This window comes from Nitrospiraceae bacterium (assembly GCA_035623075.1).
In the GTDB taxonomy this organism is placed as follows: domain Bacteria; phylum Nitrospirota; class Nitrospiria; order Nitrospirales; family Nitrospiraceae; genus DASPUC01.
Window position 1 is genome coordinate 35309 of sequence record DASPUC010000023.1, and the last position, 24386, is coordinate 59694.

Sequence of the window (24386 nt, forward strand, 5' to 3'; positions counted from 1 at the left end):
AGAACCATGGAACAGTATCCACGACGACGTTTCTGGCTGATGGCACCGCTGATCGCGATCGCGATCGCGATCGTGTTCGGGGTCCTCATCGGCAAAGGCTGGGAGCGAACGGGGCATGCGACGGAAACGTATGAGGAACTGAAGACCTTTTCAGAGGTCCTGACCCAGGTGCAGAAAAATTATGTCGATGAGACCAAAGTCAAGGACCTCGTGCAGGGAGCGATTCGCGGCATGTTGTCGACCCTCGATCCCCACTCGGCCTATATGACGCCCGAGATGTACAAGGAGATGCAGGTGGAGACGAAGGGTGAGTTCGGCGGCGTCGGGATCCAGATCGGCGTGAAAGAAAATCGCCTGGCTGTGATCGCGCCGATCGAAGGCACGCCCGCTCACCGTGCGGGTATCAAAGCCGGCGACTTCATCACCAAGGTCAACGATGAGTCCACCAAAGATCTGACGCTGATGGATGCGGTGCAAAAGATGCGGGGACCGAAGGGGACCAAGGTGAACCTGACCGTGCAACGGGACGGCACACCGGACCTCCTGCAGTTCACGCTCATCCGCGATACGATCAAGATCGAGAGCGTCAAAGCCAAAACGATGGAGAATATGGGGTACGTCCGGTTGACTCAGTTTCAGGAAGCGACCGGCCGGGATCTGAGCAAAGCGCTGAAACAGTTCAAAGAGCAAAAAGTTCAAGGGACGATCTTGGATTTGCGGAATAATCCGGGCGGGTTACTGACGGCAGCGGTGGAAGTGTCCGAGCAATTCCTCCCCAGCGGGAAGTTGGTGGTCTACACGAAAGGGCGCGAGAGTAAGAAGGACGAATGGTTAGCAAAAGGCAAGGATCAGATGGAAGACGCCCCTATGATTATTCTGGTGAACGAAGGGTCGGCCAGCGCGTCTGAAATTGTTGCCGGGGCGTTGCAGGATTGGGGACGGGCGGTGATTGTCGGGACGACGTCGTTTGGGAAGGGTTCGGTGCAGACCATACTCCCGCTCGGGGACGGGTCGGGGCTGCGCCTCACCACGGCAAAGTACTACACCCCGAAGGGCCGGTCGATCCAGTCGACGGGCATCACGCCGGATATTGTCGTGAAGGTGCAACCAACGACCACGGCGAAGGCGGGCGAGGGGAAGTCGGGTGAAAAAGAAGCTGACGCCAAGACCGCAAAACCGCCGGCCGCGAAAGACCAACCGGCTACGAACGGGAAACCGTCGGAAGAGGGAACCAAGAACGGGACGACACCGGCGCCGCTATCGTTTGATGTGGCGGGCGAGCCTTCACTGGAGCAAGACGTGCAGCTGCAGAAAGCCGTGGAGCTCTTAAAGAGCTGGAAGATTTTCAAGGGACTCCCTCAGGCGCAGTCCTAAGTACGCAGCCGTCGAATGGCCTCCAGAAGCGTCTCCTCCGACCCGGAAAACCCGGGGATCGTCCGAAGCAGGTGCGATCGCACAAGCTGTTCGAGGGCGGGCAGGGTTCGAATGTTGAGACGGGTGTACAGGTAACTCACGAGTGATTCTGAGAGGCCCGGCAGGCCCGCCCAGTGTTTGACTTCGTCGGGAAGCGGGGTCCGCAACGCCTCATACGCTTGGAAGGTCCCCGTCTGCAAAATCTCCACAATCTTATCCGCTAAGTCCCGGCCGACCCCGTCAATGTCTTCCAGCACCTGTCGTCTCGCGACGTCCGCCACGTCTTCCTCAAGCCCCTCGATGCTGTCCGCCGCCCGGTGATAGGCTCTGATCCGATAGGGATTGTCGCGCCGCGCCGCCAAGAGGTCGGCCATGGATCGAAAGAGTGTCGCCACCTGTTGATTGTGCTCAAACATGGGGTGTACAAGGCAGATTCACAATAATAGTAATATTCTGCAACCGTGGAAGGGCCGGAGGCAAGGGGACCGGCGGGATATCGGGTTTGTTGACAACCGGTTTTCTGGTCCCATAGGATGACGGACATGGTCGAATCCATTCAAATCCAGGTGAACGGGGAATCGCGTCCCTGGCGGGCAGGGGCGACGGTCGGAGAACTGCTGCGCGAACTGGATATCACGAGCGAGCGCGTCGCGGTCGAGCTGAACCTGGAAATCCTGGATCGCAAAGAGTTTGATCGGCGCGGGATCAAGGACGGCGACCGGCTGGAGATTCTCAGCTTTATCGGCGGCGGCGGTGTAAATAGAGCAATCACTCCCAGGACCGTCGATAGTGTATGGAGTGGACGATGAACACGAATGATCGGCTGACGATTGCCGGACGAGAATTCAAATCCCGCTTGTGGGTGGGAACCGGCAAGTACAAGGATTTTATCGAAACGCAAAAGGCGATCGAAGCCTCGGGGGCTGAGGTCGTCACGGTCGCGGTCCGTCGGGTCAACATTACAGATCGTTCCAAAGAGAATCTGCTCGACTATCTCGATCCCAAGAAGTACGTCATCCTCCCCAATACGGCGGGGTGCTATACCGTCGAAGACGCCGTGCGCTATGCGCGGCTCGCGCGGGCGGCAGGCGTGTCCGATCTGGTCAAGCTCGAAGTGCTGGGCGATGAGAAAACGCTGTTCCCCGATACCGCCGGGCTGATCGAAGCCGCCAAAATTCTGATCAAGGAAGGATTCATCGTCCTGCCCTATACGAACGACGACCCCATCGTGGCCAAGAAGCTGGTGGATATCGGCTGCCCCGCGGTGATGCCGTTGGCGGCGCCGATCGGGTCCGGTCTAGGCATTCGTAATCCCTACAATCTCAAGATCATCATGGAGCAGGTCAAGATTCCCGTCATCGTCGACGCCGGTGTCGGGACGGCATCCGACGCGGCGCTGGCGATGGAGTATGGAGCCGACGCGGTGCTCATGAACACGGCGATTGCCGGTGCCCAGGATCCGATTGCCATGGCCGAAGCGATGAAATACGCCGTGCATGCCGGACGTCTGGCCTACAAAGCCGGACGCATTCCGCGAAAGTTGTACGCCACGGCCAGCAGTCCCATCGAGGGGATGTTATAGAGAAGTGCTGATTGAGTCTCAACACTCAGCACTTGCTGCGCAGTACTTCTCTCATGCCCGCCGTTGATTTTCGTCTGCTGCTCGTCACCGATCGTCAACAGACCGGTGGACGCCCGCTGCTCGATGTGCTGACGAGTGCACTCGCGGCCGGTGTCCGAGCCATTCAGCTTCGCGAACGCGATCTCTCTTCACGTGACCTGCTGCGTCTTGCACGGGACGTGCAGCGGCTCACGATCGCCTCAGGAGCTCAGCTCCTGATCAATGACCGCGTCGACGTCGCGATGACGCTCGACAACGTGGGCGTGCACTTGCGGGCGAATAGTCTGCCGGTCACCGTGGCGAGGAAACTGCTCGGAGGACAGCGTGTCATCGGACTCTCCGCGCATTCCGTCGACGAAGTGGTGCGCGGCGAAGCCGAAGGAGCCGATTATGTGGTCCTCGGGCCCGTTTATGAGACGCCGTCGAAAGCTATGTACGGCGCGCCGCTCGGAGTGCGTGCGCTCGAAGAAGCGTGTCGACGTATCCGCGTGCCGGTGATCGGCATCGGCGGAGTGACGGCGACGCGCGCGCGCGACGTGCGACGCGCCGGTGTGTTCGGCGTCGCGGTGGTAACGGCCGTGCTCGCTGCGGATGATGTCGAACGCGCGGTGCGTGAGTTGCTCGATGCAGTGTCGATGTCGTCGTCATGATCGTGATGTGCTCATATCGTCGTGCGAGATCTTGCAGTCCAGTTGACCGTGAAAAAAACGGATGATAGAATCCGCCAAGACTTGGACTTCTCGATCTTGATAAGGATTGACGCGAGTCCGCGAGCCTCTTCATGGGTGAGAAGAAAGAAAGTCCGAGCCGACTCCGGTCCCTCAGAGATTCCGTCAGGCACATCACGAATCGATTATCCGAGGGAGAAACGGACGTGATCCACCGAAACGACGAACATGCCCGTGAAGTCGACAAGCTTCGTGTGCAGATCCAGTCGATGGAAGACGAACTCCGCCGGCTGTATCAATCCCGGTACCAGCTCGACCAAGCCACCAAACAGAACGAGAAGTTGGTCGCCACGCTTCAGGAATCCAAGGCGCAGATCGAAGCCTTGCGCGCCGAAGTCGAAAAACTGACGGCACCGCCGTCCACCTACGCCATCTTTTCCAGTTTGAATCCGGACGGAACGGGGAACGTCTACGTCTCCGGACGGAAGATGAAGGTCAGCCTGCATCCGTCGATCAAAGCGAAAGCGCTCCGCAAGGGACAAGAGGTCGTCCTGAACGAGGCGCTCAACGTCATCGAGGCCAAGGCCTTCGACGTGCAGGGAGAAGTCGTCAGGCTGAAGGACGTGTTGGAAGGCAACCGCGCGTTGGTGACGCTGCATTTTGATGAAGAGAAAGTCGCCGAGCTGGGCGATCCGTTGTTGCTCGAGCGGCTGAGCGTCGGCGATCACCTGCTCTACGATCCGCGGTCTGGCTGCGTCATCGAAAAACTGCCGAAGTCCGAGGCCGAGGAGTTGGTCCTGGAAGAAGTGCCTGACGTCGACTATGCCCAGATCGGCGGGTTGCAGCATGAGCTCGAACAGGTGCGCGACGCCGTGGAATTGCCGTTCCTGCACCCGGCACTCTTCTCGGATTTCAAACTCAGTGCGCCAAAGGGCGTATTACTCTATGGGCCGCCGGGCTGCGGGAAAACATTGATCGCAAAGGCCGTGGCGAATTCCATCGCGAAGAAACTCGGGCATCTGACGGGCAAGGAAGTCCGCAGCTACTTCCTGCACGTGAAGGGGCCGGAGTTGCTGAATAAATATGTCGGCGAATCCGAGCGTCAGGTGCGCGAAGTCTTCAAGAAGGCGAAGGAACGGGCCGCGGACGGCAATCCCGTCATCGTGTTCTTCGATGAAATGGACGCACTCTTCAGAACACGGGGCACGGGGATTTCCTCCGATGTTGAGTCGACCATCGTGCCGCAGTTCCTGTCCGAGATCGACGGCGTCGAGCGGTTGCGGAACGTCATCGTGATCGGCGCGAGCAACCGGCAGGATTTGATCGACCCGGCCGTTCTGCGTGCCGGCCGGCTGGACGTGAAGGTCAGGGTCGGGCGCCCGGATGCCGTGGCGGCGAAGGATATCTTCTCCAAGTACCTGAGCCCGGACCTGCCGTTCGCCGAGGACGAGTTGAAGCGTCATGGCGGAGACGCCCAGGCGCTGGTCGAGCACTTAACCACGATAACCGTGGACGCGATGTACGCCGCCTCGGAGGAGAACAAATTCATCGAGGTGACCTACGCCAACGGTGAGAAAGAAATTCTCTACTTCAAAGACTTTGCGAGCGGTGCGTTGATTGAAGGCATCGTCGCGCGAGCGAAGAAGTACGCGGTCAAGCGCGCGATTGCGCAGGAAGGCCGCGGGCTGCGCTCCGAAGATCTGATCCGCGCGATCCGGGAAGAGTTCAAGGAGCACGAAGACCTCCCCAATACGACCAACCCCGATGACTGGGCCAAGGTCGCCGGCAAGAAAGGTGAAAAGATCGTCCACCTCCGGACGATCAGCGGCGGATCGACCGAGTCGCGACAGATTGAAACCATGACGACGGGCCATTATCTGTAAGACCTGACTCCATGCCAGACGTGAAACCGCCGACGACTTCTCGCGTACTGGGAACGGAAACGGAGTTCGGGATCGCGTCACGCGATGCCACTGCTTCCGATCCCGTGTCGAACTCGATCGCCGTGATCGGGCATTACCCCGGACTGCCGGCGCCGCAAGCCATCTGGGATTACGAAAACGAGAACCCGTTGCTCGACGCGCGGGGATTTGAGGTGGACGGGGAGCGGGAACGGCCCAATCCGGACTACAACCGGCAACTCAATAAGGTGTTGGCGAACGGCGGACGTCTCTACGTCGATGGCGCCCACCCCGAGTACTCGATTCCCGAATGCACCAACGCGCGGGAAGTCGTGGCGTTCGAGCGGATCGGGGAGCGCATCCTCGCCCAGTCTCTTGATCGCATGACGAGCGCGAGGGGCCGCGAACTGTGCGTCATCTACAAGAACAACTCCGACGGGAAAGGCAATAGCTACGGGTACCACGAGAACTATCTCGTCTCTCGATCGGTGCCGTTCGACCGTCTGGTCAAGGTGCTCGCGCCGTTCTTCGTGACCAGGCCCATCTATGCCGGGGCGGGGAAGGTCGGAGCGGAGAACCAGACCAGTCCGGCCGAGTACCAGATCTCCCAACGAGCCGATTTCTTCGAATGCCTCGTCGACCTCAATACGATGGTCCGGCGGCCGATCGTCAATTCACGCGACGAACCCCATGCCGACTACGGAAAATATCGCCGCCTGCACGTCATCGTCGGCGATGCGAACATGGCGGAGGTGTCAACCTATCTGAAAGTCGGAACCCTCAATATCGTGCTTGAGCTGGTAGAGGCAGGGGCGGACTTGCCGCAGTTCGACCTGGAAGATCCGGTCTTCGCGATCAAACAGGTGTCGCGCGACCTAACGATGAACGGCACGCTCAAGCTCGCCGGAGGTCGCGCCACGACTGCCGTGGCGATTCAGTGCGCATACCTGAAGGCGGCAATGAATTTCTACGCCTGCCACGAAATCAGCCAGGTCACCAAGGATATCCTGGTCCGATGGGAAGAGGTGCTGGAGAAACTCGAGCGGGACCCCCGGACACTGGTGCGCGAGCTGGATTGGGTGGCCAAGCGCCATCTCATCGAATCGTACATGGAGCGGAAGGGGTGCGGATGGGACGACCCGCGCGTGCGGCTCATGGATCTGCAGTACCACGACGTCCGTCAGGACAGGGGTCTCTACTACACGCTGGAGCGCAGCAACATGATCGAGCGTGTGGTGCAGGAGGCCGAAATCGTGCGCGCCGAATTCACGCCGCCTTCCGGGACCCGCGCCTACTTCCGCGGCCGGTGCGCCGGGAAGTTCGGCAAGTCCTTGTACGGTGCGAGCTGGACGTCTGTGCTCTTCGACATCGGCAACACCACCATTAAGAAAGTTCCGCTCATGGACCCGCTTCGCGGGACCGAGTCGCTGACCGCCGAACTGTTCGAACAGTCAGACAGCGCGGCGTCTTTGCTCGAGAGACTGAAGGCGTGATCGCAGTGGGCCACGTTCCCTCCTGACGCCACCATGAAGCTGCCATTTCTGCCAAACCATGACGACGCGAGTTTCTTCAACTTCCTGACCCGTCACCATCCCGACCTCACCCCTGCAGGCAGGAGTTGGACCGCTTCGACGCCGGCTCCGATCGAATCGCCTCGTGCGCAGGTGCCGATGACAGTTCCCCAGGCCACGACGGTTCTGGCGATCAAGTACCAGCAGGGGGTGGTGATTGCGGGCGATCGGCGCGCGACCGAAGGGTACCAGATTGCCGAGCGGCGGATCGAAAAGGTGTTCAAAATCGACGAGTATTCCGCCATGGCGATCGCGGGAGCCGCCGGGCCGTGCATCGAAATGGCCAAGTTGTTCCAAACCGAGTTGGAGCACTACGAAAAACTCGAAGGGGTCCAACTGTCCTGCGAGGGGAAGGCCAACAAGCTCGGACAGATGGTCAAGGCCAACCTGCCGATGGTGTTTCAGGGGCTCGTCGTGATGCCGCTCTACGTCGGCTACGATATGAAACGCACCGAAGGGCGGATCTTCAAGTACGATCTCGCCGGAGGACGCTACGAAGAGTCGGACTATCATGCCATTGGATCCGGCGGCAAAGATGCGCGCAATACGATGCGGGAACATTTCACAAAAGGGATGGCCGAACAGGATGCGCTGAAACTGGCCCTCCTTGCCCTTTACAACGCGGCGGATGACGATGTCGGGACCGGCGGGCCGGATCTTGTGCGGGGTATCTATCCGACGGCCAAAATCGTGAATGCCACCGGCATCACCGACGTGTCCGAACAACAGATCCGCGGAATCTACGACGGGGTCCTCGCCACCAGACGGTCCAAGGAGAGCTGATCATGCCGCTGCCCTACTACGTCTCACCCGAGCAGATGATGCAGGACAAGGCGGAGTATGCCAAGAAAGGCATCGCCAAGGGCCGGTCGATCATCGCCATGGAATATGCCGACGGGATTCTCTTGGCGGCGGATAACCCCAGCGCGTCGCTCCACAAAATTTCCGAGGTCTACGACAACATCGCCTTCGCGGGAGCGGGGAAGTACAGCGAGTTCGAAAACCTGCGCAAGGCGGGCATCCGTCACGCCGATCTCAAGGGGTTCATGTACAGCCGCGAAGACGTCACGGCACGGTCTCTGGCGAACGGCTATTCCCAGAGCCTCGGCACGATCTTCAGTCAGGAACTCAAGCCGCTCGAAGTCGAAATTCTCGTCGTGCAGGTCGGACATAACGGCCATACCAACGAAATCTACCGGATTTCCTTCGACGGGAGCATCATCGACGAAAAGAGTTTTGCGGTGATCGGTGGGAAATCCGATGCCGTCCAGACGGCGCTGAAGGACAAAGCGGCGGCCCAGCCGCCGAACCTCAAAGCCGTGCTGAGCCTCTGTGTCTCGGCGCTGGAACAGACCTCCAATCAGAAATTGCCGGTCGAGGGGCTGGAAGTCGCCGCGCTCGATCGGACCCGTGACGGCCGAAAATTCCGTCGGTTCTCTCCTGCCGAGATCAAGCAACTCCTCTCCGCGTAGCAGGATGCTGAAAAAGTCCGTCAGCTTTGTTCTCGCGTCGCTTAGAGGCTCACCGTACGGGACAAAGTACGCCTCGCCTCTTCGCTCACTGCGGCCGCGCTGAACGGCCTTTTTGACCATCCTGCAGGGTGCACTGATGCCATCCGCGATTGCGCGCCCCCTGTGTTTCCCCTGTGGTCACATCTTTTCCACCAACTAGCTAGTTCCGTTTGATTGCCATTCTCGACGTTCAGTTGAAGAAGGCCGGGCTCGCGTGTATTCTGTTAACATTAGTTATGATGCCCCCCGGACCCATGAAACAGCGGATCTTCGGCCTGGAGAATGAGTATGGCCTGATCTTCTCCCCGAACGGCCGCATCTATCTGCCGATGGAGAAGGTGCTGGGTTATATCTTCGAAGGCCTGATCCCCAACAGCTGGCCCTCCAACGCGTTCCTCGTCAATGGCGCGCGGTTCTACCAGGATACGGGGTGCCATCCGGAGTATTCGACGCCGGAATGCGACAACATCCTCGATCTCGTCGTGCACGACAAGGCCGGAGAGCGGCTGCTCGAAGCGTGTCTGCCGGCGGCGGAGGAACGGCTGCGCGAGGAAGGCCTCTCGGGCGAGATTTATATCTTCAAGAACAATACCGACTCGCTCGGCAACACCTACGGCTGCCACGAAAATTTTCTCATGCGCCGCGACGTCGATTTCTGGAAGGTCACGGAACAGCTGATTCCGTTTTTCGTGACCAGGCAAATTTACACCGGCGCGGGAAAAGTGCTGAAAGTTTCCGGCAAGCCGCAGTTTTTCATCTCGCAACGCGCCCAGCACATTCACGAAAAGACTTCCTCGTCGACGACCTCCTCGCGCAGCATCATCAATACCAGGGATGAACCGCACGCCGATGCCGAACGGTACCGCCGCCTGCACATCATCGTCGGCGATTCCAACATGTCCGAATATGCCACCTATCTGAAGGTGGGGACCGCCGCGCTGGTCCTCTCCATGATCGAAGAGGGCTTCACCGTGCACGGCATGGAGCTGGAAGATCCGGTCAAGGCGATCCGTGAAATCTCCCGCGACGCCACGCTCAAACGCAAAATCAAACTGGACGACGGCCGGCAGATGACCGCGATCGAAATTCAGCGCGTCTACCTGGACCGGGCGCAAGACTATCTGGCGCAGCAGGACCACGATCCGATCCACGACGATGTGTTCGAACGATGGGCCTCGATGCTCGATCGATTGGAAGACGATCCGATGCAGTTGGTCCGGGAAGTCGACTGGATCACCAAGAAACACCTCATTCAGTCGTACGCGGACAAGAAGGGATGCGGCTGGGACGATCCGCGGGTCTTCCTGCTCGATCTCCAGTTCCACGACGTGAAGCGGACGCGCGGGTTGTATTATCTCATGGAGTCGCGCGGGCTCATCGAGCGGATCGTCGGGGAAGAATCGGTCCAACGGGCCATGTCGACGCCGCCGCAGACCACGAGGGCCAAGGTGCGCGGCGATTTCATCCGCTTCGCCCGGGCGAAGAATCGCTCGTATACGGTGGACTGGACCTATCTCAAACTGAACGGCTATTGGGAGGAAACGATCCTCTGTATGGATCCCTTCAGCGCCGTGAATCGGCGGGTGGATGAGCTCGTGTCCCAGGTCTCGGGATTACGGTTCTACCGATGATTATTCCGGCGATCAAAAAAGCCCGACTGCGCATCTCGCAACTCGACCGCACGGTCGTGACGGCGGTCGTGCTGCTGGCCAGCGTGTTTCCCGTCGAGCTGTTTCCGAATACGCCGACGCAGCCGAAAGGCATCGACGGGCAGTACAGTGGCAAGCAGGGCCAGGTAATTGTAGTCAAGATCCCTGCTGATGAACAGGCCACGGAGGTCCGGGGAACGTTCCTCACGCGGGCGATTCCGTTTTTCCCCGATCCCCGGTCGGCAGGGGCGCCGGGCTATGTAGGTCTACTCGGGATCGACATGCAGGATGAGCCGGGAACCCATGAATTGGCGATCGACGTTCAATCGGGCGAGCAGGTTCGCAAGCTGAGCTTCAACGTACTGGTGGTCAAAGAAAAATTTCACGTCGAGCATCTCACGCTGCCCAAGGACAAGGTCGACCTCGATGAAAAAAGCCGGGCGCGGTGGAAGGCCGAGCAGGAACAGGTGAAGCTAGCCCTGGCGGAAAATTCACGTCTCCGGTTGTGGCGGAGCGACTTCATCGAGCCGGTCAACGGCAAACGCACCGGCATCTTCGGCAGTGTCCGGATCATGAACGGCCAAGCCAGGAGCCCCCATAACGGCGAAGACATCGGCGCGCCGATCGGCACCGACGTGGCGGCCACCAACGACGGGATTGTGCGGATCACCGTCGATCACCTCTTGTCCGGCCGGGGAGTCTATGTCGACCATGGCCTCGGCTTCTACTCGATGTATTTCCATTTGTCGGAAGTTCTCGTCAAAGACGGCGATTTAGTGAGGGCGGGCCAGATCATCGGCAAGGTCGGTGTGACCGGCCGTGCCACCGGGCCGCATCTCCATTGGGGCGTCAAATTGAACGGTGCTCGTGTGAACCCCTATGCGTTGCTCGATCTCCCGTTCAAGAACGGCTCTTCCCCCGCCACGACGGTCGCTGCTCCGGAAACAGCCGCTCCCGTGCCGGCCGTTCCAGTGAAAGATTAGCCTGCATCACTTCGAGCGGGCTGAAGGCCGGATAGGCCCAGATACTCCGTCCGTGTACGCCATGCGTCATACGCGCCTAGCGTTCGGATCTAGGGCGATGTCTTGAGGGGAAAGCGGTATGCTGCATCAGCTCTACCGATAAGGCTCCCTCAGAAAGATCTTCGGTGACCAGCACCGACCACTTGCAAGCGGAACAAACTCCAGCAGAGGACCAGGTACCGAACCGCCGTCCGCGGTTGCCGCTCTACACGCAAGTCCTCATCGCCGTGGCCTGTGGAACGGCATTCGGAGCCGCGTTCGGCCAGGAACCCTACTGGGGCGGACTGCGCAACGAAGACCTCGGCCAGCTCGGCCTGTTCGTCGTCACGCTGCTCAAGACGCTGGCGATTCCGCTCATCTTCTTCGCGATCGTCGATGGGTTCATGCGCACCAACATCCCGCTGGGCCAGGGCACCAGGCTGCTTGCCATCTGCCTCATCAACGTCTCGGTTGCCATGACGATCGGCCTCGTGATCATGAACACCTGGAAGCCGGGTCTGGCCTGGTCCGACCACATGGATGAGCTGCTGAATGTCATGCCCGGCTCAACAGCATCGTCGGCCGCCTCGTCCAAAGGGTTCGCGTCGGATCAGCTGAAACCGTTTGAAAGCCTTGTCGCCTATATTCCGCAGAGCATGCTGCGCCCCTTCGCGACGAATAACGTGATCGGGGTCGTGATACTCGCGCTCGTCACGGGCGCCCTCCTTCGCCGAGTGCGGACCGCGAGGGAATCGAGCGGGAGGGGGGCAGGCAGACTCGCGGAGGGAATCGAGCACGTCTATCGCCTGCTCATGCAGGCGCTCGGCTGGATCGTCCGTGCCATCCCCTTCGCCGTCTTCGGCGTCCTGGCCTATGTCGTCGGGAGGGCCGGGATCGGCGCGTTCTCCGTCCTCTGGATTTTTCTCGCCGCGACGCTGCTCGGCCTCGGGCTGCATGCGCTGGTCTACTATCCCGCCGTCGCCTGGCTCGTCGGCAAGAAGCCGCCCAAGGAATTCTTCGGCCAAAGCGCCGATGCAATCATGACCGCCGTGTCGTGCAACAGCAGTCTGGCCACCGTCCCGGTCACGCTCCGGTGCCTCGAACGGATGAAGGTCTCACCCGAATCCGCACGCCTCTCCGCCTGCGTCGGCACCAACCTCAATAACGACGGCATCACCCTCTATGAAGCGATGGCCGCGCTCTTTCTCACGCAGGCGCTGGGGTTCCATCTGCCGATGGCCAATCAGCTCCTGATCGTCATGGCATCGATCGTCGCTGGCGTCGGGGTGGCGGGAATTCCGGAAGCGGGCCTGATCGTCTTGCCGCTCGTCCTCTCTGCGGCCGGGTTGCCGAATCACATCATTGCCGCCGCGATTCCATTGATCCTCACGGTCGATTGGATCATTGCCAGAGCCCGCTCAGGCGTGAATGTCCTGAGCGATATACTCGTTGCCATCCTCCTCGACATCGGGCGTGACAAGCAGACTGCCGCCGAACCCATCCCGTTGTTGTCCGGATCCTCGGAGCCCAACACCACGATGTCCCGCTGAGCGCGTCTCGCCAGTCCTGTTGCTCGCGCTCGTCCATCTGGTTTATGTGGTTTGTTTGGTTCGTTTCGTTGGTCCAATCGATGGACGAAATTAACCAGATAAACCAGAACAACCAGACAAACGAAATAAACGGGACAAACCAGAGAAACCGCCATTCAGATGGATAATTCCGGTTGTACAAGCGGGTGGCGGCCAGTAAGCTGGATGAGGGCGTGTGGGACCGCCTTGAGAGCGTGAGAAAACCGAAGACCAATATCTGGACGCTGGTCCTCGCGATCGCCTTCGCCTGTGCCGTGGCAGCGCTGGACCTGCAGCCTCGATTTCAGGGCGTGCCCTGGTATGGATTCTTCGTCGTCCCGGTCATCTGGGTCGCCCTCTGGTCTGCGGAGGACGATGTCTGTCCACTCATTGCCGTGGCTGTTATCGTCACGGGTCTCACGATCGTCCGAAGCCACATCTCCCTCCGCATCCTGGCGCTGGCGCCGGTCGTAGACCGCCTCATCGTCGTGAGCATCGTATGGCTCACCGTTCTCCTCGCCATTCTGCGGAAACGCACGCGCCGCACGTTTAAATGGATCACCCTTGCCGGGAGGCAGTGGGAACCGGACAACTCCGGCAACCAGACACACAAGACCAACTAAACGACCCGGACAAACCAGACAAACCCGCCTCCCGCCTGCCCTGAGCATGTCGAAGGGCCTCCCGTGTCGCAAGCTATTAGCCATCAGCTCTCAGCTCTTCAGCCCCCCTCGCATCACGCGTCACGTTTCACGTCTTGCAAGCTCTCAGCCATCAGCTCCTTGGTCCTGCCATACGCCATACGCTCTTATTCCCTGACGCCTCCCATCCGCGACGCTCGTCCCGCTCTTCTCTGTTGCACCATCCGCACGGTCAGCAGAACCCATTGCAAAGGGCATGAAATCGCCGTACAGTTAGGCCATCACCTTGGAGGGTGGCGCCTATGCCAAAATCAGTAGCAGAACTGGAGCGGGAAGCCCGGCGTTTGCCGGCACAAGAGCGTGCACTGCTGGCGCAACACTTGATTGCCAGCATCGATCCCGGAGAGGATATCGATGCGGAAGCAGCCTGGCTGGAAGAAGCTGAACGCCGCTACCAAGCCTACCGTCAGGGTAAACTAACTGCCAAGCCAGTCGATCAAGTCTTTCGTGAAGCAAAATCCCAACTCAAATGACCGTCGTCGTGTTTCTTCCCCCCGCTCAGGAGGAAATGACGGAGGCGGCACGGTTTTATGAAACCGAATCAATGGGGTTAGGAACGGAATTTCTCGCTGAGGTTGAACGGACGGTTGCAGCAATCACCTCCCATCCAAAGGCCGCTCCGAAAGTAAAGCAGGACATCCGACGTCGTTTATTGAAGCGATTTCCTTTCGGCATCTTGTATGCCGCCACCATGGACGAAATCGTGGTCCTCGCCGTCATGCATCTCCGCCGCCGCCCCGGTTACTGGCAAGACCGCCTTGGCTCATCAAACCCATCACAGTAAAGAGCCGTTCACAGACCCCGCGCCTGCCCCAGAAGAATACGTGCATTCCATCTCCTCAGTCCGATCAACGAGATAGACCGATCTCGCCATTAGCTATCAGCGATCAGCCATCAGCACTCTGCTTGTGTCATACGCGATACGCCATACGCTCTGGCTCCCTCGGCCAGCAGCACTCAGCACTTTCGGGTCCTCTGCTGCTAGGCTTCCTGAATCCGCACGAACTGGCGCGCGCCGCGCAAGTCATCCATCGTGCACAGATTCAGTTCCAGCAGCAGATGCTCCAGTGCTGCAACCCGGGCCGTCACCTCCGGCAGCACGATGTCGATTCGATCGATCAACTCGTCCAGTCGGCGATGGAGCCCAGTTCCTCCGCTCTCAGCCGACGGGCCCTTCCTCACCCGCCCTGCCGGCCGACGTGGTCCCCGCTTGCGCGGACCTTTCCTCTTGGGTGGCATAGGTCCCTCCTCGTTCGATCGAATCCTCTACGCGTCTTTCCATAATTGGTCAAGCGCCATCGTGATGAAGACGCGGTCGTCTGACCAAGCTGAGCCGTCGGCTTGACCTTTATTCCATCTCGTCGTAATGTCCCTGACTCGTTCTGTTAACTGCCGGACGCGCACGGGGAGCCTGAGATGAAACGCCCGCCGTTCATGCACCCGCTCATTCCGGTCTGTCTCGCGCCTGTCGCGCTGCTGATTGGTCTGCTCATCCATCTTCTATGGCCTCAACGCATCTGGGTCGACGCGCCCCTGCATGCTGCCATCGAAGCGGTGGGCGGCTTGGCGGCGATCCTCACGGGGCTGGTGTTACTCGCGCGGAAAGGGGAGTGGGAAGACGAGCGGCTCCAGGGAGTGGCGAGCGGATTACTGGGCATGGGGATACTCGAAGAGTTCCACGCCGTGTCCTCGATCGGCGAGGGCTTCGTGCTCCTGCGCAGCGCAGCCAGCCTCCTCGGGGGCGTGGCCTTCTCGTTTGTGTGGCATCCGCGGGGACTGTTCGGTGAGCGGACCAGAGAACTGATTCCCTATCTCGTCACCGCCGTCGTGGTCACCTTCGGGACGGTCGTCATCGCCGCTCCCCAGCACCTGCCCCGGTTCACGGTGGAGGACCAATTCGCGCCGATCGCCCTCGCGGTGAACGGCGTCGCCGCCCTCTTGTTCCTCGCCGGTGCGGCGGGGTTTTGGCTCGAGTCCAGACGGACCGGCAGGCCGGAACATCAGCTCTTGGCATCGTTGGGGATCCTGTTCGGTTTGGCCGAAACGATGTTCCTCTTTTCGGCCCCGTGGCATAGCGAATGGTGGGTCTGGCATTTCGTGCGATTGGCCGCCTACGTGCTGGCGCTGACGTATGTGAGCCGCGGCTATCTGCGAATGGTCGGAGAAACCCGACGCGCGCTGGCGGAGGCCAAACGGTCTGGACGGCGTCTGGCCTCGGAGTACGCGGTGACGCGAGTCTTGGCCGATCCGGTGAGCCTCAAAGACTTCGGCCACACCGTGTTGCAAGCGATATTGCAAGCGATCGGGGAGAGCCTCGACTGGGAATTGGGTATGTTCTGGGGGGTGGACGAGCCGCAACAGGAACTCCGGCTTGTCGATCTGTGGCATGCGCCGCAGATGGAGGCGGAGGCGTTCGTGCAGGATAGCCGCGGCCGGACGTTCCGGCGCGGCGAGGGACTCGTCGGACGAACCTGGGCGGCCGGCAAGCCGATCTGGATTCCCGACGTGGTCGCGGACCCCACGTTCCGGCGGGTCACGATGGCCGAAAAGGTGGGCCTGCGCGGCGCATTCGCCTGTCCGGTTCAGAAAGGCGACGAGACCTACGGCGTCATGGAATTTTTCTTCCGTGAAGTCCGTGAGCCGGATCAAGACGACTTCCACATGGTGGCCAATCTCGGGATGAGGCTCGGTCTGTTCATTGACCGCAAGCGGATCGAAGAGGAACTCCGCCGAACCGAAGCCCGCCTGGTGGAGGAGCAGCGGTTGGCCGAAGTGGCGCGAGTGGCGGGCGATATCGGCCACGATCTCAAGAACTTGCTCATGCCGATCCAGAGCGGAGCCGCACTCCTGGAGGGAGAATTGCGGGACTGTTTCACACAGTTGCCGGAGCCAGCGGTGAACGCGATGAAGCCGGGGTACGAGGTGGCGCAGGAGCTCATCGAGATGATCAGACGATCGTCACACCGCATTCACGACCGGGTCAAAGAGATCGCCGATTCGGTGAAGGGCCTGACGCGGCCCCTGCAGTTTGCCCCCTGCCGCGTCACCGACATCGTGTCGGGCGTGTACGCGACGCTCCACATCCTGGCCGACGAACGCCAGGTCCTCCTTCGCACGGAGAGGCTCGAGACCCTGCCGGTGATTCAGGCCGATGAAAGCCGGCTCTTCAACGCCATCTACAACCTGGTGAGCAATGCGATCCCCGAAGTGCCGTCGGGTGGTTCGGTGACCGTGCAGGGCCGCACGGATCCATCAGGGAAAAAGATCGTGCTGTCGATCATCGACACCGGGAAGGGCATGTCGCCCGAGGTCCGGGACAGTCTCTTCACCTACCAGGCGATCAGCCGCAAAGTCGGCGGGACCGGACTCGGCACGAAGATCGTGAAAGACGTGGTGGACGCCCATGGAGGCACGATCACGGTCGAAAGCAAGGAAGGGATGGGCACGTCATTCCATGTCACGCTCTCGGTCGACGGTCCCCCCGCTCGCTCTCGCCTCGCCTAACGCCTCACGTGCCGCAAGCTCTCAGCCATCAACTCTCAGCTCTTTGGTCGTGCCATACGCGATAAGCCATAAGCTCCTATCTGCAGTTCCCGTTCGTGCCATACGCTATACGCCATACGCTCGTATCCGCAGTTCCCGCCAGTCTCTCTATTGGGCGCTGGCCCGCAGCCCGTTCTTCTGAAAATGATTCGGCAGCGGCATGATGCAGTTCGGGTTGAACCCCGCCGCCTTCAGAGTATCGATGCTGCCCAGGACTTTGTCCTCCTGCAGATCGATCACCGTGATGGACCCGTCGCTCATCCCTTCCAAATTGAGAAAGCTGTTTTGGACGAACAGGTACCGTTCGTCAGGCGACAGGACCGTATGATGGGCGCCCCCCGCCGTTGAGACAGCTTTGAGAAACTTCGGCTGCCGCGGATCGGTATTGTCGTACAGATTGACGAACCCCGGCTTGGCCGTGGTGACGAACAGACGGTCTCCCTTCTTGTTGTACATCATTTCCAACGGCATCCCTTGTTCACGTGGACCGAAGTCATCAATCTGATTGAACGAGAAGGCCTTGGTCTTAGGATCCCAGACCCCCACCCATAGCGTCCCTTCCAACATGTTGGTGACGTGTACGACCGGCGGATTCGCGTTCGGCGAGAACATGACCTCGACGGGAGCCGCCTTGGCGGGAGACGGCTTCGATGAGACCTTATAGGTGGACAGGACTTTCCCGGTACTCGCTTCCAACATAGTAACCGTCTCACCCGCCTCCGACATGTCCGGTTTGACAGTGCTCGTGACCAGAATGCGATCAATGCCGTTGTGAATGGCAATGCCGTGCGGATAGAGGATAAAGGCCTCCGACGGCTGGGCCGCGCTGATCGTTTTGATCGGCTGGTCCTTCACGGCGTCTCCCATAATCACGTTGCTCGAGCCCATGCAGGTCAGAAACCATGTCTTGTTGTCTTCCGACACCACGATGTCTTCGCCGAGCTGACAGTCCGGCACGGGGATGGCGCGCAGCCGGTAGGGAAACTGGGTGAGATTGACGACGTGGAGGAGGGGTTTCCCCAAGGCCGTGATGTAGGCTTTGCTCTTATCGCGGTTGAAAAAAATGTGGTGGGCGACGAGGTCGGACGGAAGCGGGATCTCCATCAGGATCTTCCCGAAGTCTGACGACGCGGGATCAATGTCCATGATCGCGATCCCTTCCCGCCTCACCTTCTGATCAGGCTTACTCTCAAAGTTCAACAGGGCCAGAATCTCCGCCGAGGCCAGAGACGTACACGCAAGACACAGCCCGACGGCGAACGAGCAGAGTCGGAGCAGTTTCATCGAAGAACCTCCAGTGACAGACATGCGATGCCTCCTTTGGATGTAAGATCCGGTTGGAAAACGTTGTCAGGATCGTTGATACGACATGCCGCACTATAGCGCGATCACATGGGTGGAGTCTTATCCGAGCGTCTGGGTCTCTTGATCGTGTGATGCTCGGCCGCAGCTCACTTGACTGAGCGTCCGAGAGACTTTGCTGATGAACACAACGAGCGAGCTTGGAAGGACCATGTTATTCAACGCCCGCATGGAAATCCCTCCGACATCTTCCCAACCATCAAGCTCTGTACTCCTCTCCGAGGATTGAATCAACAGCTGCCGGATCCCTCACGCCGCTCGCTCTTAGCTATCAGCCATCAGCGATAAGCCCGTCCCGCGAGTCGCGCCTGTCCCGCCCGTCTCGCTCTCAGCGATCAGCTCTCAGCACTCAGCACTTCCGGCCCGCCTCCCGCTCAAGGTTCTTAGGCGCAACCTTCCTAGAGTTGGAGGCGGGGAGGTAGCTGGCGTTCCCAGGATGAATTGGCTAGACTACGGACAGGAGGTGAGTGATGAGTATCCGGCAATTGCTCCGGTCTAAGAGAAGGAAAATTCTTGAGATTGCCGCGCGCCATGGGGCACGGAAAGTGCGTGTGTTTGGATCGGTGGCGCGGGGAAAGACTCGGCGAGGAAGCGACATCGACCTCCTGGTTGAGATGGATGAAGGCCGGAGCCTGCTCGATCATGCCGCACTCATTCTCGACTTGGAGCGTTTACTCAGGCGCCCGGTCTACGTGGCTTCGGAACGGGGGCTCCGTCCACCCGTCCGGAAACAAGTGTTGAAAGACGCGATCACCTTATGAGGGATGATCGCTAGCGCATTCAAGACATTATCGACGCGATTAAACGGATCGAACGCTATGCGAAGCGTGGCCGGCGCGTCTTCGAGGAAGACGAACTGGTCCACACATGGATGATTCACCACATTCAGATCATTGGCGAAGCAGCCAGCAAGCTCACCCCTCCCTTCCGCAAAACGCATCACGGCATACCGTGGCCCCAGATTATCAAAATGCGCCATGTCTTGGTTCATGACTATTTCGGAATCGATCTGGCCGAAGTCTGGGCCGCTGTGGTACGGGACCTGCCCACCCTCAAGAAACAAATTAGTAACATCCTCAAGCGCCCGACCAAGCGCCCGTCAAAGAACTAAGCTGACATTCCCCCCCCCTTGCCCCTCCCTCGACTGGGCTCGGCCTGCGACGAGCTCCCCTCGACATGCTCGGGGCCTGAGCTGGTCGAAGGCAGTCGAGTCGGACGGTGAGCCGCCCATCGACTTCGCTCAGGGCTGTGAGCTTGTCGAACGGTCAAACCGTCGAAGGGCCTCACGTCTCGCAAGCTCTCAGCTCTTTGGTCCTGCCATACGCTATAAGCCATACGCCATACGCTCTTGCTTCCCGGCCTTCTCACTCCTTACTTCTCACTGTTCACACCGCGTTCCACTCGCCTCGCCCAACGCCTCGTAAATACTTCCATTTCGGCCTCCTTCCGTTGATTTCGCGGAGTGAAAACGGTATCTCCATGCACGCTGAAAAATGCGCTGTACAGGCCGGGGAGGGAGTATGGGTGTACTGATACCTCGCGAGCAAATTGAGCAGAGAATCCTCGTGATCCGGGGTCATCGGGTCATGTTGGATTCGGATTTGGCTTCTCTGTATGGAGTCACAACCTTCAATCTCAACAAGGCCGTAAAGCGAAACATCGATCGGTTCCCGGAAGACTTTATGTTTCAATTAGCGACCGAAGAAGCCGCGGCTTTGAGATTCCAAATTGGAATATCAAAGAGCCAAGGAAGGGGAGGACGGCGATATCCACCTTATGTTTTCACAGAACAAGGTGTGGCCATGCTCTCTGTGTGCTGAGGAGCAAACGGGCTATTCAAGTCAACATCGCCATCATGCGCGCATTCGTGAAGCTCCGCGACCTCGCCGGAAGCCATAAAGAGTTGGCAGCCAAATTGCAACAACTCGAACGAAAAGTTGGTGGACATGACACGCAGATCCGATCCCTCTTCGAAGCCATCCGCCAGCTCATGGAGCCGCCCCCGCCGAAATCCCGCCGCATCGGATTCAAGACGTGAAGGGAAGCGATCACGCCTTCCAAAGCTGCCGCTTGAACAACAGGATTGAATTAGCGTATATACATGAATACGTTTGCCTGGGATATCGCCAAAGCGATAGCCAACTTTGAAAAACACGGTGTTCCGTTTGAGGAAGCAGCCACCGTCTTCGGTGATCCCGACGGAATGGACGGGGTAGATGCGGCGCACTCGACACATGAGCATAGGCGCCAACGCATCGGGCAATCGGTGACAGGCCGTATTCTGTTTGTCGTGTATACCGTGCGGAGGATCGCCCATGAGAAGAAAACGACGCTTCGCATCATCAGCGCCAGGCAGGCGAGCCGGCGCGAGCGTGAAGCATATGCCGGATTCAGAGATTGATTTCTCCGATATTCCCGAACTGACCGAGGCAGAGCTCAAACGCATGCGTCGGGTCGGCAGACCGTCCACCGGCATGGCCAAGCAACTGATTGCGATCCGGCTCTCACCGCGTCTGCTTGCTCAGCTACGGAAGATGGCAGCGAAGCAGAAGAAACCGTATCAGACGCTCATCCATGAGCTCTTGGAGAAAGCCGCCTCACACGCCGCGTGACATCGTGTGTTTGGTTCTTCTGGTTTATGCGGTTTGTTTCGTGCGTTTGGTCTGATCAACGAGATAGACCGATCTCGCTCTTAGCGATCAGCCATCAGCTCTTTGGCCCTGCCATAAGCTATACGCTATAAGCCATAAGCTCTTGCTCCCTCGGCCATCAGCTCTCAGCACTCCGCACTTCCGGCCCGCGTGCCGCCGTCTAATCCGCTTACCACGGCGTCCCATCTCGTTTTGTAATCAGGACCGTCCGAGCCCTATCCTCCTGGTCGTACGTGACGACGGCTCGTCCTTCTGATCCTTGCAGCGCAGTCAATTCCAAAGGCCACAGGACCAACTCAGCAAGTCCGATCGTGAACAGATCCGCAGCGACATAAGGAACGATGCGTAACTTTGATGCGCCGTGATTCCCGTCGATAAACTCGTACACCTCGGTCCGCTCATTCGCCTTCGCCACGTCACTGGTCTTTGGCGTCCCAAACACCGACATCACCTGAGGACGGGTACTACCGACCTTCACTTGGTCGACCGGAACGGACGGTGGCGCCGTCGCGGCTTTATAGATCGAACAACCTGGTGCTGCGAATCCCATCAGTAGGAGCGCAATGATCAGTCTCATAACCCACCTCCTGCTCTTTGTCAGAGCACCTTCACAACTCAATCTCCGAATGGAAACACCTCGCACCAATCTAATCGGCATAAATCGTGCCGTCTGGCAGAAAAATGGATGAGCTCAGAATTTCTAGGAAATTAGGAAGGGGAGGATCTGAGACAGAAAGACGAGATGAATCTGAATTGATTCCTGCCCGAATCTCGTTCGATTCTCAGGCACTTTTGGCGTCATTGGCTATCGGCCATCAGCTATCAGCTCTTTGCTCGTGCCATACGCTCTTGTCGGCGCTTCATGCCTCACGTCCTTGACACCAGCCCCATCGTTATTCAGTTGGATGACTTTCGTCCTAGAGTGCGCTAGACTCCGACCCGATGGTATGAGACCGCAAGCAGGGCAGGGGTCATGACAGAATGAGTCAATTTCGCCTGGTCTTTCGGGTCCATGCGATTCAGCGGATGTTTCAACGCAGGATCAGCAAGGAAGAAGTGAAACAGGTGATTGCAACTGGGGAAACCATTGAAACCTACGCGACGGATAAGCCCTTTCCCAGTCGACTCATACTGGGATGGAGTGGATCTCGACCCATACATGTCGTGGCGGCTGACGATGCTCATGCCCAAGAAACAATCATCGTCACGGTGTATCAGCCAGATGCTGTAGAGTGGGAAACCGGATTCAAGAGGAGGAAGCCTCGATGATGTGTGTGATTTGCAAGACTGGCGAGACACAGCCTGGTACAGCCACGGTGACGCTCGAGCGTGACGGGGCAACAGTCGTAATCAAAGGAGTCCCGGCGCGCGTGTGTAAGAATTGCGGGGAAGAATACGTTGAAGAAAGCGTCACCTCTCATCTGTTGAAGACGGCCGAAGAGGCGGTGCGTGCCGGGGTCCAAGTGGACGTCAGAACCTACGCAGCTGCCTAGTACCTTCGGCCTCTCGCCTTACGCCTCACGTCTTACGTTTCGCGTCCTTCCCCTTGCCCCTTGCCTCTCGCCTGCCCTGTTCTTAGCTATCAGCCATCAGCTATCAGCTGTCAGCTCTCAGCACTTCCGAGCCGCCTCCCGTCTTCTGTCTCATTCCTTCTCACTTCTCACTTTCAACAGGCACCCAACCCCTCGCAAATACTTCTATTTTGGCTATCCCTCCGTTGATTTCGGTCAATGAAAACTGTATCTCTCTGTGGCCTCGGGGATACACCCCACATACTGAGAGAGGAGCATGCTCGCTGTGGTACCTCGCAGGCAGATTGAACAGACGATCAAGGTCACAAATAGTGACCTAAAAATCATGCGTGGACAGGAGAGATTGTGGGACTGAAACGGATTTTCATGCTACCCCGTGCCGCCCGAATTCACCGCATAATGGTGGAGTTGACATTATGTCAGATATGACATACGATCTTGTTCCGAAACAGGTTGGTGTGTGAGGAGATCCAGAGGAGACAAACCTCTGGTCTGGCTCCGGGGTGAGGTCAAAACACCGCCTTTTTCCCAAGCTGGGCGACTCGAAGCAGGATATCTCCTCAGATTATTGCAACAAGGAGAATCGCTTGGGCTTCCGCACTCACGGCCTATGCCGGTCATCGGATCACGATGTCATGAATTGCGCATTAATGACGAGGCCGGCACGTTTCGCATCATATATAGGGCGGATACCGACGCGGTTGTCATCCTCGATGTCTTCATGAAGAAGACACCGCAGACACCACAATCGGTCATTGCATCCTGTAAGCGCCGACTCCGCGAGTACGAGCGACAGGGTGAGGGAGGGGAGTAACCATGAGGAAAAGAAAACGTGCAAGCTTGGAAGCCGCAGGGTGGGCAGTAGGATCGGTAAAGGAGTTTCTCGGCCTGTCTGAAGCCGACGCGGTCTTGATTGAAATGAAGCTGGCCCTCAGCCGTAGCCTTCGGGACCGGCGAAAGAAACATGGTCTGTCACAGGTTCAGCTCGCTGAACGACTCCAATCGAGTCAATCTCGGGTTGCCAAAATGGAAGCGGGGGATCCCTCAGTCTCAATGGATCTCCTCGTCAGCTCGCTGCTCCTGCTCGGAGCCAGCTCGACCGACCTTGCCAAAGCCATTCGGGGCGAAGGCCGAAGCAAGAACGGACGTGCCGCATAATCCTTGCCCCTCGGCTCGGCTCTTTCCTCTCACTCCTGGCTTCTCACTTTTCACTGTTCACATCCCGTCTCGCACGTCCCGCCGAGCGAATACGTGCATTTCATCTTGCCTTGGAGAGAAGAGCCTATGGCCAATGGCTTATGGCACAGGCAGTGGGAGAAACACGGGCCGCTCTTTGTTCGTGCTATAGGCCATACGCTCTTGTTCCCTCCGCCATCAGCTATCAGCCATCAGCTCTTTGGTCCTGCCATACGCCATACGCTCTTGTCGGCGCTTCACGCCTCCCGGCCACGTCCCTAGGGATTCGCCTAGCCTCCTTTCGGAGAATTGCTTTCTTTCGCCGAAAAAGGTAAGGGATTCGGCTTGAATACTGGGATTTCTCGTGGAAAAAGGTATTCTTCGGCGCGTTGTTGGTCTTAAGAGGAGCCTCTCATGGATCGTATGGAGACGGTCATCAAAGAGATTCGAAGATTCATCGCCGAACGAGACTGGAGCCAATTTCACGATCCCAAAAATCTCGCTATGGCGGTGGCCTC

28 protein-coding genes are annotated in these 24386 nt (G+C 58.7%); 24 read left to right on the forward strand and 4 right to left on the reverse strand.

Annotated features, from left to right (window positions below; genetic code table 11):
• Positions 1-6: 6 nt before the first annotated feature.
• The gene (locus VEI50_06300) at positions 7-1374 is read left to right on the forward strand and encodes a S41 family peptidase (protein ID HXX74720.1); all 1368 of its coding nucleotides are present in this window, start codon (positions 7-9) and stop codon (positions 1372-1374) included.
• Here VEI50_06300 and VEI50_06305 read toward each other — a convergent pair.
• On the reverse strand, positions 1371-1829 hold the full coding sequence (locus VEI50_06305; GenBank protein HXX74721.1) for a histidinol-phosphatase: 459 nt from the start codon (positions 1827-1829) through the stop codon (positions 1371-1373). The genes VEI50_06300 and VEI50_06305 overlap by 4 nt on opposite strands.
• Before the next feature lie 126 nt (positions 1830-1955).
• Between VEI50_06305 and thiS the strand changes: the two genes are divergently transcribed.
• The 13 genes from thiS (at position 1956) to VEI50_06370 (ending at position 14388) form a co-directional block, all read left to right on the forward strand.
• Positions 1956-2222: a sulfur carrier protein ThiS gene (gene thiS / locus VEI50_06310; GenBank protein ID HXX74722.1), complete on the forward strand. Its 267-nt coding sequence runs from the start codon at positions 1956-1958 to the stop codon at positions 2220-2222.
• Entirely contained in the window at positions 2219-2995 is a 777-nt protein-coding gene (locus VEI50_06315) for a thiazole synthase (protein ID HXX74723.1), read from the forward strand. Before thiS ends, VEI50_06315 begins: the two co-directional genes overlap by 4 nt.
• Before the next feature lie 53 nt (positions 2996-3048).
• The gene (gene thiE / locus VEI50_06320; GenBank protein HXX74724.1) at positions 3049-3684 is read left to right on the forward strand and encodes a thiamine phosphate synthase; all 636 of its coding nucleotides are present in this window, start codon (positions 3049-3051) and stop codon (positions 3682-3684) included.
• 287 nt (positions 3685-3971) lie between these two features.
• Positions 3972-5585: a proteasome ATPase gene (gene arc / locus VEI50_06325; protein HXX74725.1), complete on the forward strand. Its 1614-nt coding sequence runs from the start codon at positions 3972-3974 to the stop codon at positions 5583-5585.
• An 11-nt stretch (positions 5586-5596) separates the two neighbouring features.
• Positions 5597-7096: a depupylase/deamidase Dop gene (gene dop / locus VEI50_06330; GenBank protein ID HXX74726.1), complete on the forward strand. Its 1500-nt coding sequence runs from the start codon at positions 5597-5599 to the stop codon at positions 7094-7096.
• Positions 7097-7129: 33 nt separating this feature from the next.
• Positions 7130-7957, forward strand: coding sequence for a proteasome subunit beta (prcB, locus tag VEI50_06335; protein HXX74727.1), 828 nt, complete (start codon positions 7130-7132; stop codon positions 7955-7957).
• A gap of 2 nt (positions 7958-7959) precedes the next feature.
• Positions 7960-8646 (forward strand): proteasome subunit alpha, encoded by a 687-nt coding sequence (prcA, locus tag VEI50_06340; protein HXX74728.1) that lies wholly within the window; start codon positions 7960-7962, stop codon positions 8644-8646.
• Between the two features lie 293 nt (positions 8647-8939).
• Positions 8940-10316, forward strand: coding sequence for a Pup--protein ligase (gene pafA / locus VEI50_06345; GenBank protein HXX74729.1), 1377 nt, complete (start codon positions 8940-8942; stop codon positions 10314-10316).
• Positions 10313-11317: a M23 family metallopeptidase gene (locus VEI50_06350; protein ID HXX74730.1), complete on the forward strand. Its 1005-nt coding sequence runs from the start codon at positions 10313-10315 to the stop codon at positions 11315-11317. Before pafA ends, VEI50_06350 begins: the two co-directional genes overlap by 4 nt.
• A gap of 164 nt (positions 11318-11481) precedes the next feature.
• Entirely contained in the window at positions 11482-12885 is a 1404-nt protein-coding gene (locus VEI50_06355; GenBank protein ID HXX74731.1) for a dicarboxylate/amino acid:cation symporter, read from the forward strand.
• A gap of 185 nt (positions 12886-13070) precedes the next feature.
• Positions 13071-13526: a hypothetical protein gene (locus tag VEI50_06360; GenBank protein HXX74732.1), complete on the forward strand. Its 456-nt coding sequence runs from the start codon at positions 13071-13073 to the stop codon at positions 13524-13526.
• A 320-nt stretch (positions 13527-13846) separates the two neighbouring features.
• The gene (locus VEI50_06365; protein HXX74733.1) at positions 13847-14077 is read left to right on the forward strand and encodes an addiction module protein; all 231 of its coding nucleotides are present in this window, start codon (positions 13847-13849) and stop codon (positions 14075-14077) included.
• Complete coding sequence (locus VEI50_06370) at positions 14074-14388, forward strand: type II toxin-antitoxin system RelE/ParE family toxin (GenBank protein HXX74734.1); 315 nt, start codon at positions 14074-14076, stop codon at positions 14386-14388. The genes VEI50_06365 and VEI50_06370 overlap by 4 nt, the downstream gene beginning before the upstream one ends.
• Positions 14389-14585: 197 nt before the next feature.
• Here the strand turns inward: VEI50_06370 and VEI50_06375 are convergent, their stop codons facing one another.
• Positions 14586-14843 carry a hypothetical protein gene (locus VEI50_06375; GenBank protein HXX74735.1) on the reverse strand — a complete coding sequence of 86 codons (258 nt, stop codon included), beginning with the start codon at positions 14841-14843 and terminating at the stop codon, positions 14586-14588.
• A gap of 177 nt (positions 14844-15020) precedes the next feature.
• On the opposite strand from VEI50_06375, the gene VEI50_06380 reads away from it, so the two are divergent.
• The gene (locus VEI50_06380) at positions 15021-17108 is read left to right on the forward strand and encodes a GAF domain-containing sensor histidine kinase (GenBank protein HXX74736.1); all 2088 of its coding nucleotides are present in this window, start codon (positions 15021-15023) and stop codon (positions 17106-17108) included.
• A 147-nt stretch (positions 17109-17255) separates the two neighbouring features.
• On the opposite strand, the gene VEI50_06385 is transcribed toward VEI50_06380, so the two are convergent.
• Complete coding sequence (locus VEI50_06385; protein ID HXX74737.1) at positions 17256-18455, reverse strand: YncE family protein; 1200 nt, start codon at positions 18453-18455, stop codon at positions 17256-17258.
• 524 nt (positions 18456-18979) lie between these two features.
• Here VEI50_06385 and VEI50_06390 point away from each other — a divergent pair.
• The 5 genes from VEI50_06390 to VEI50_06410 all read left to right on the forward strand — a co-directional run bounded on the left by VEI50_06390 (position 18980) and on the right by VEI50_06410 (position 21121).
• Positions 18980-19270, forward strand: coding sequence for a nucleotidyltransferase family protein (locus VEI50_06390; protein HXX74738.1), 291 nt, complete (start codon positions 18980-18982; stop codon positions 19268-19270).
• 38 nt (positions 19271-19308) lie between these two features.
• Positions 19309-19620: a HepT-like ribonuclease domain-containing protein gene (locus tag VEI50_06395; GenBank protein ID HXX74739.1), complete on the forward strand. Its 312-nt coding sequence runs from the start codon at positions 19309-19311 to the stop codon at positions 19618-19620.
• 702 nt (positions 19621-20322) lie between these two features.
• Complete coding sequence (locus tag VEI50_06400) at positions 20323-20547, forward strand: hypothetical protein (protein HXX74740.1); 225 nt, start codon at positions 20323-20325, stop codon at positions 20545-20547.
• 63 nt (positions 20548-20610) lie between these two features.
• Positions 20611-20910, forward strand: a complete 300-nt coding sequence (locus VEI50_06405; protein ID HXX74741.1) for a BrnT family toxin — start codon at positions 20611-20613, stop codon at positions 20908-20910.
• Positions 20891-21121: a BrnA antitoxin family protein gene (locus VEI50_06410; GenBank protein ID HXX74742.1), complete on the forward strand. Its 231-nt coding sequence runs from the start codon at positions 20891-20893 to the stop codon at positions 21119-21121. The genes VEI50_06405 and VEI50_06410 overlap by 20 nt, the downstream gene beginning before the upstream one ends.
• Positions 21122-21329: 208 nt before the next feature.
• Here the strand turns inward: VEI50_06410 and bamE are convergent, their stop codons facing one another.
• Positions 21330-21737 carry an outer membrane protein assembly factor BamE gene (gene bamE / locus VEI50_06415; GenBank protein HXX74743.1) on the reverse strand — a complete coding sequence of 136 codons (408 nt, stop codon included), beginning with the start codon at positions 21735-21737 and terminating at the stop codon, positions 21330-21332.
• A gap of 404 nt (positions 21738-22141) precedes the next feature.
• On the opposite strand from bamE, the gene VEI50_06420 reads away from it, so the two are divergent.
• From VEI50_06420 to VEI50_06435, 4 genes are all read left to right on the forward strand, one after another.
• On the forward strand, positions 22142-22429 hold the full coding sequence (locus tag VEI50_06420; GenBank protein HXX74744.1) for a DUF4258 domain-containing protein: 288 nt from the start codon (positions 22142-22144) through the stop codon (positions 22427-22429).
• Positions 22426-22653 carry a type II toxin-antitoxin system MqsA family antitoxin gene (locus tag VEI50_06425; protein HXX74745.1) on the forward strand — a complete coding sequence of 76 codons (228 nt, stop codon included), beginning with the start codon at positions 22426-22428 and terminating at the stop codon, positions 22651-22653. Before VEI50_06420 ends, VEI50_06425 begins: the two co-directional genes overlap by 4 nt.
• Positions 22654-23152: 499 nt before the next feature.
• The gene (locus VEI50_06430; protein HXX74746.1) at positions 23153-23506 is read left to right on the forward strand and encodes a type II toxin-antitoxin system RelE/ParE family toxin; all 354 of its coding nucleotides are present in this window, start codon (positions 23153-23155) and stop codon (positions 23504-23506) included.
• Positions 23507-23508: 2 nt separating this feature from the next.
• Positions 23509-23850, forward strand: coding sequence for a helix-turn-helix domain-containing protein (locus tag VEI50_06435; GenBank protein ID HXX74747.1), 342 nt, complete (start codon positions 23509-23511; stop codon positions 23848-23850).
• The last annotated feature ends 536 nt before the right edge of the window (positions 23851-24386 follow it).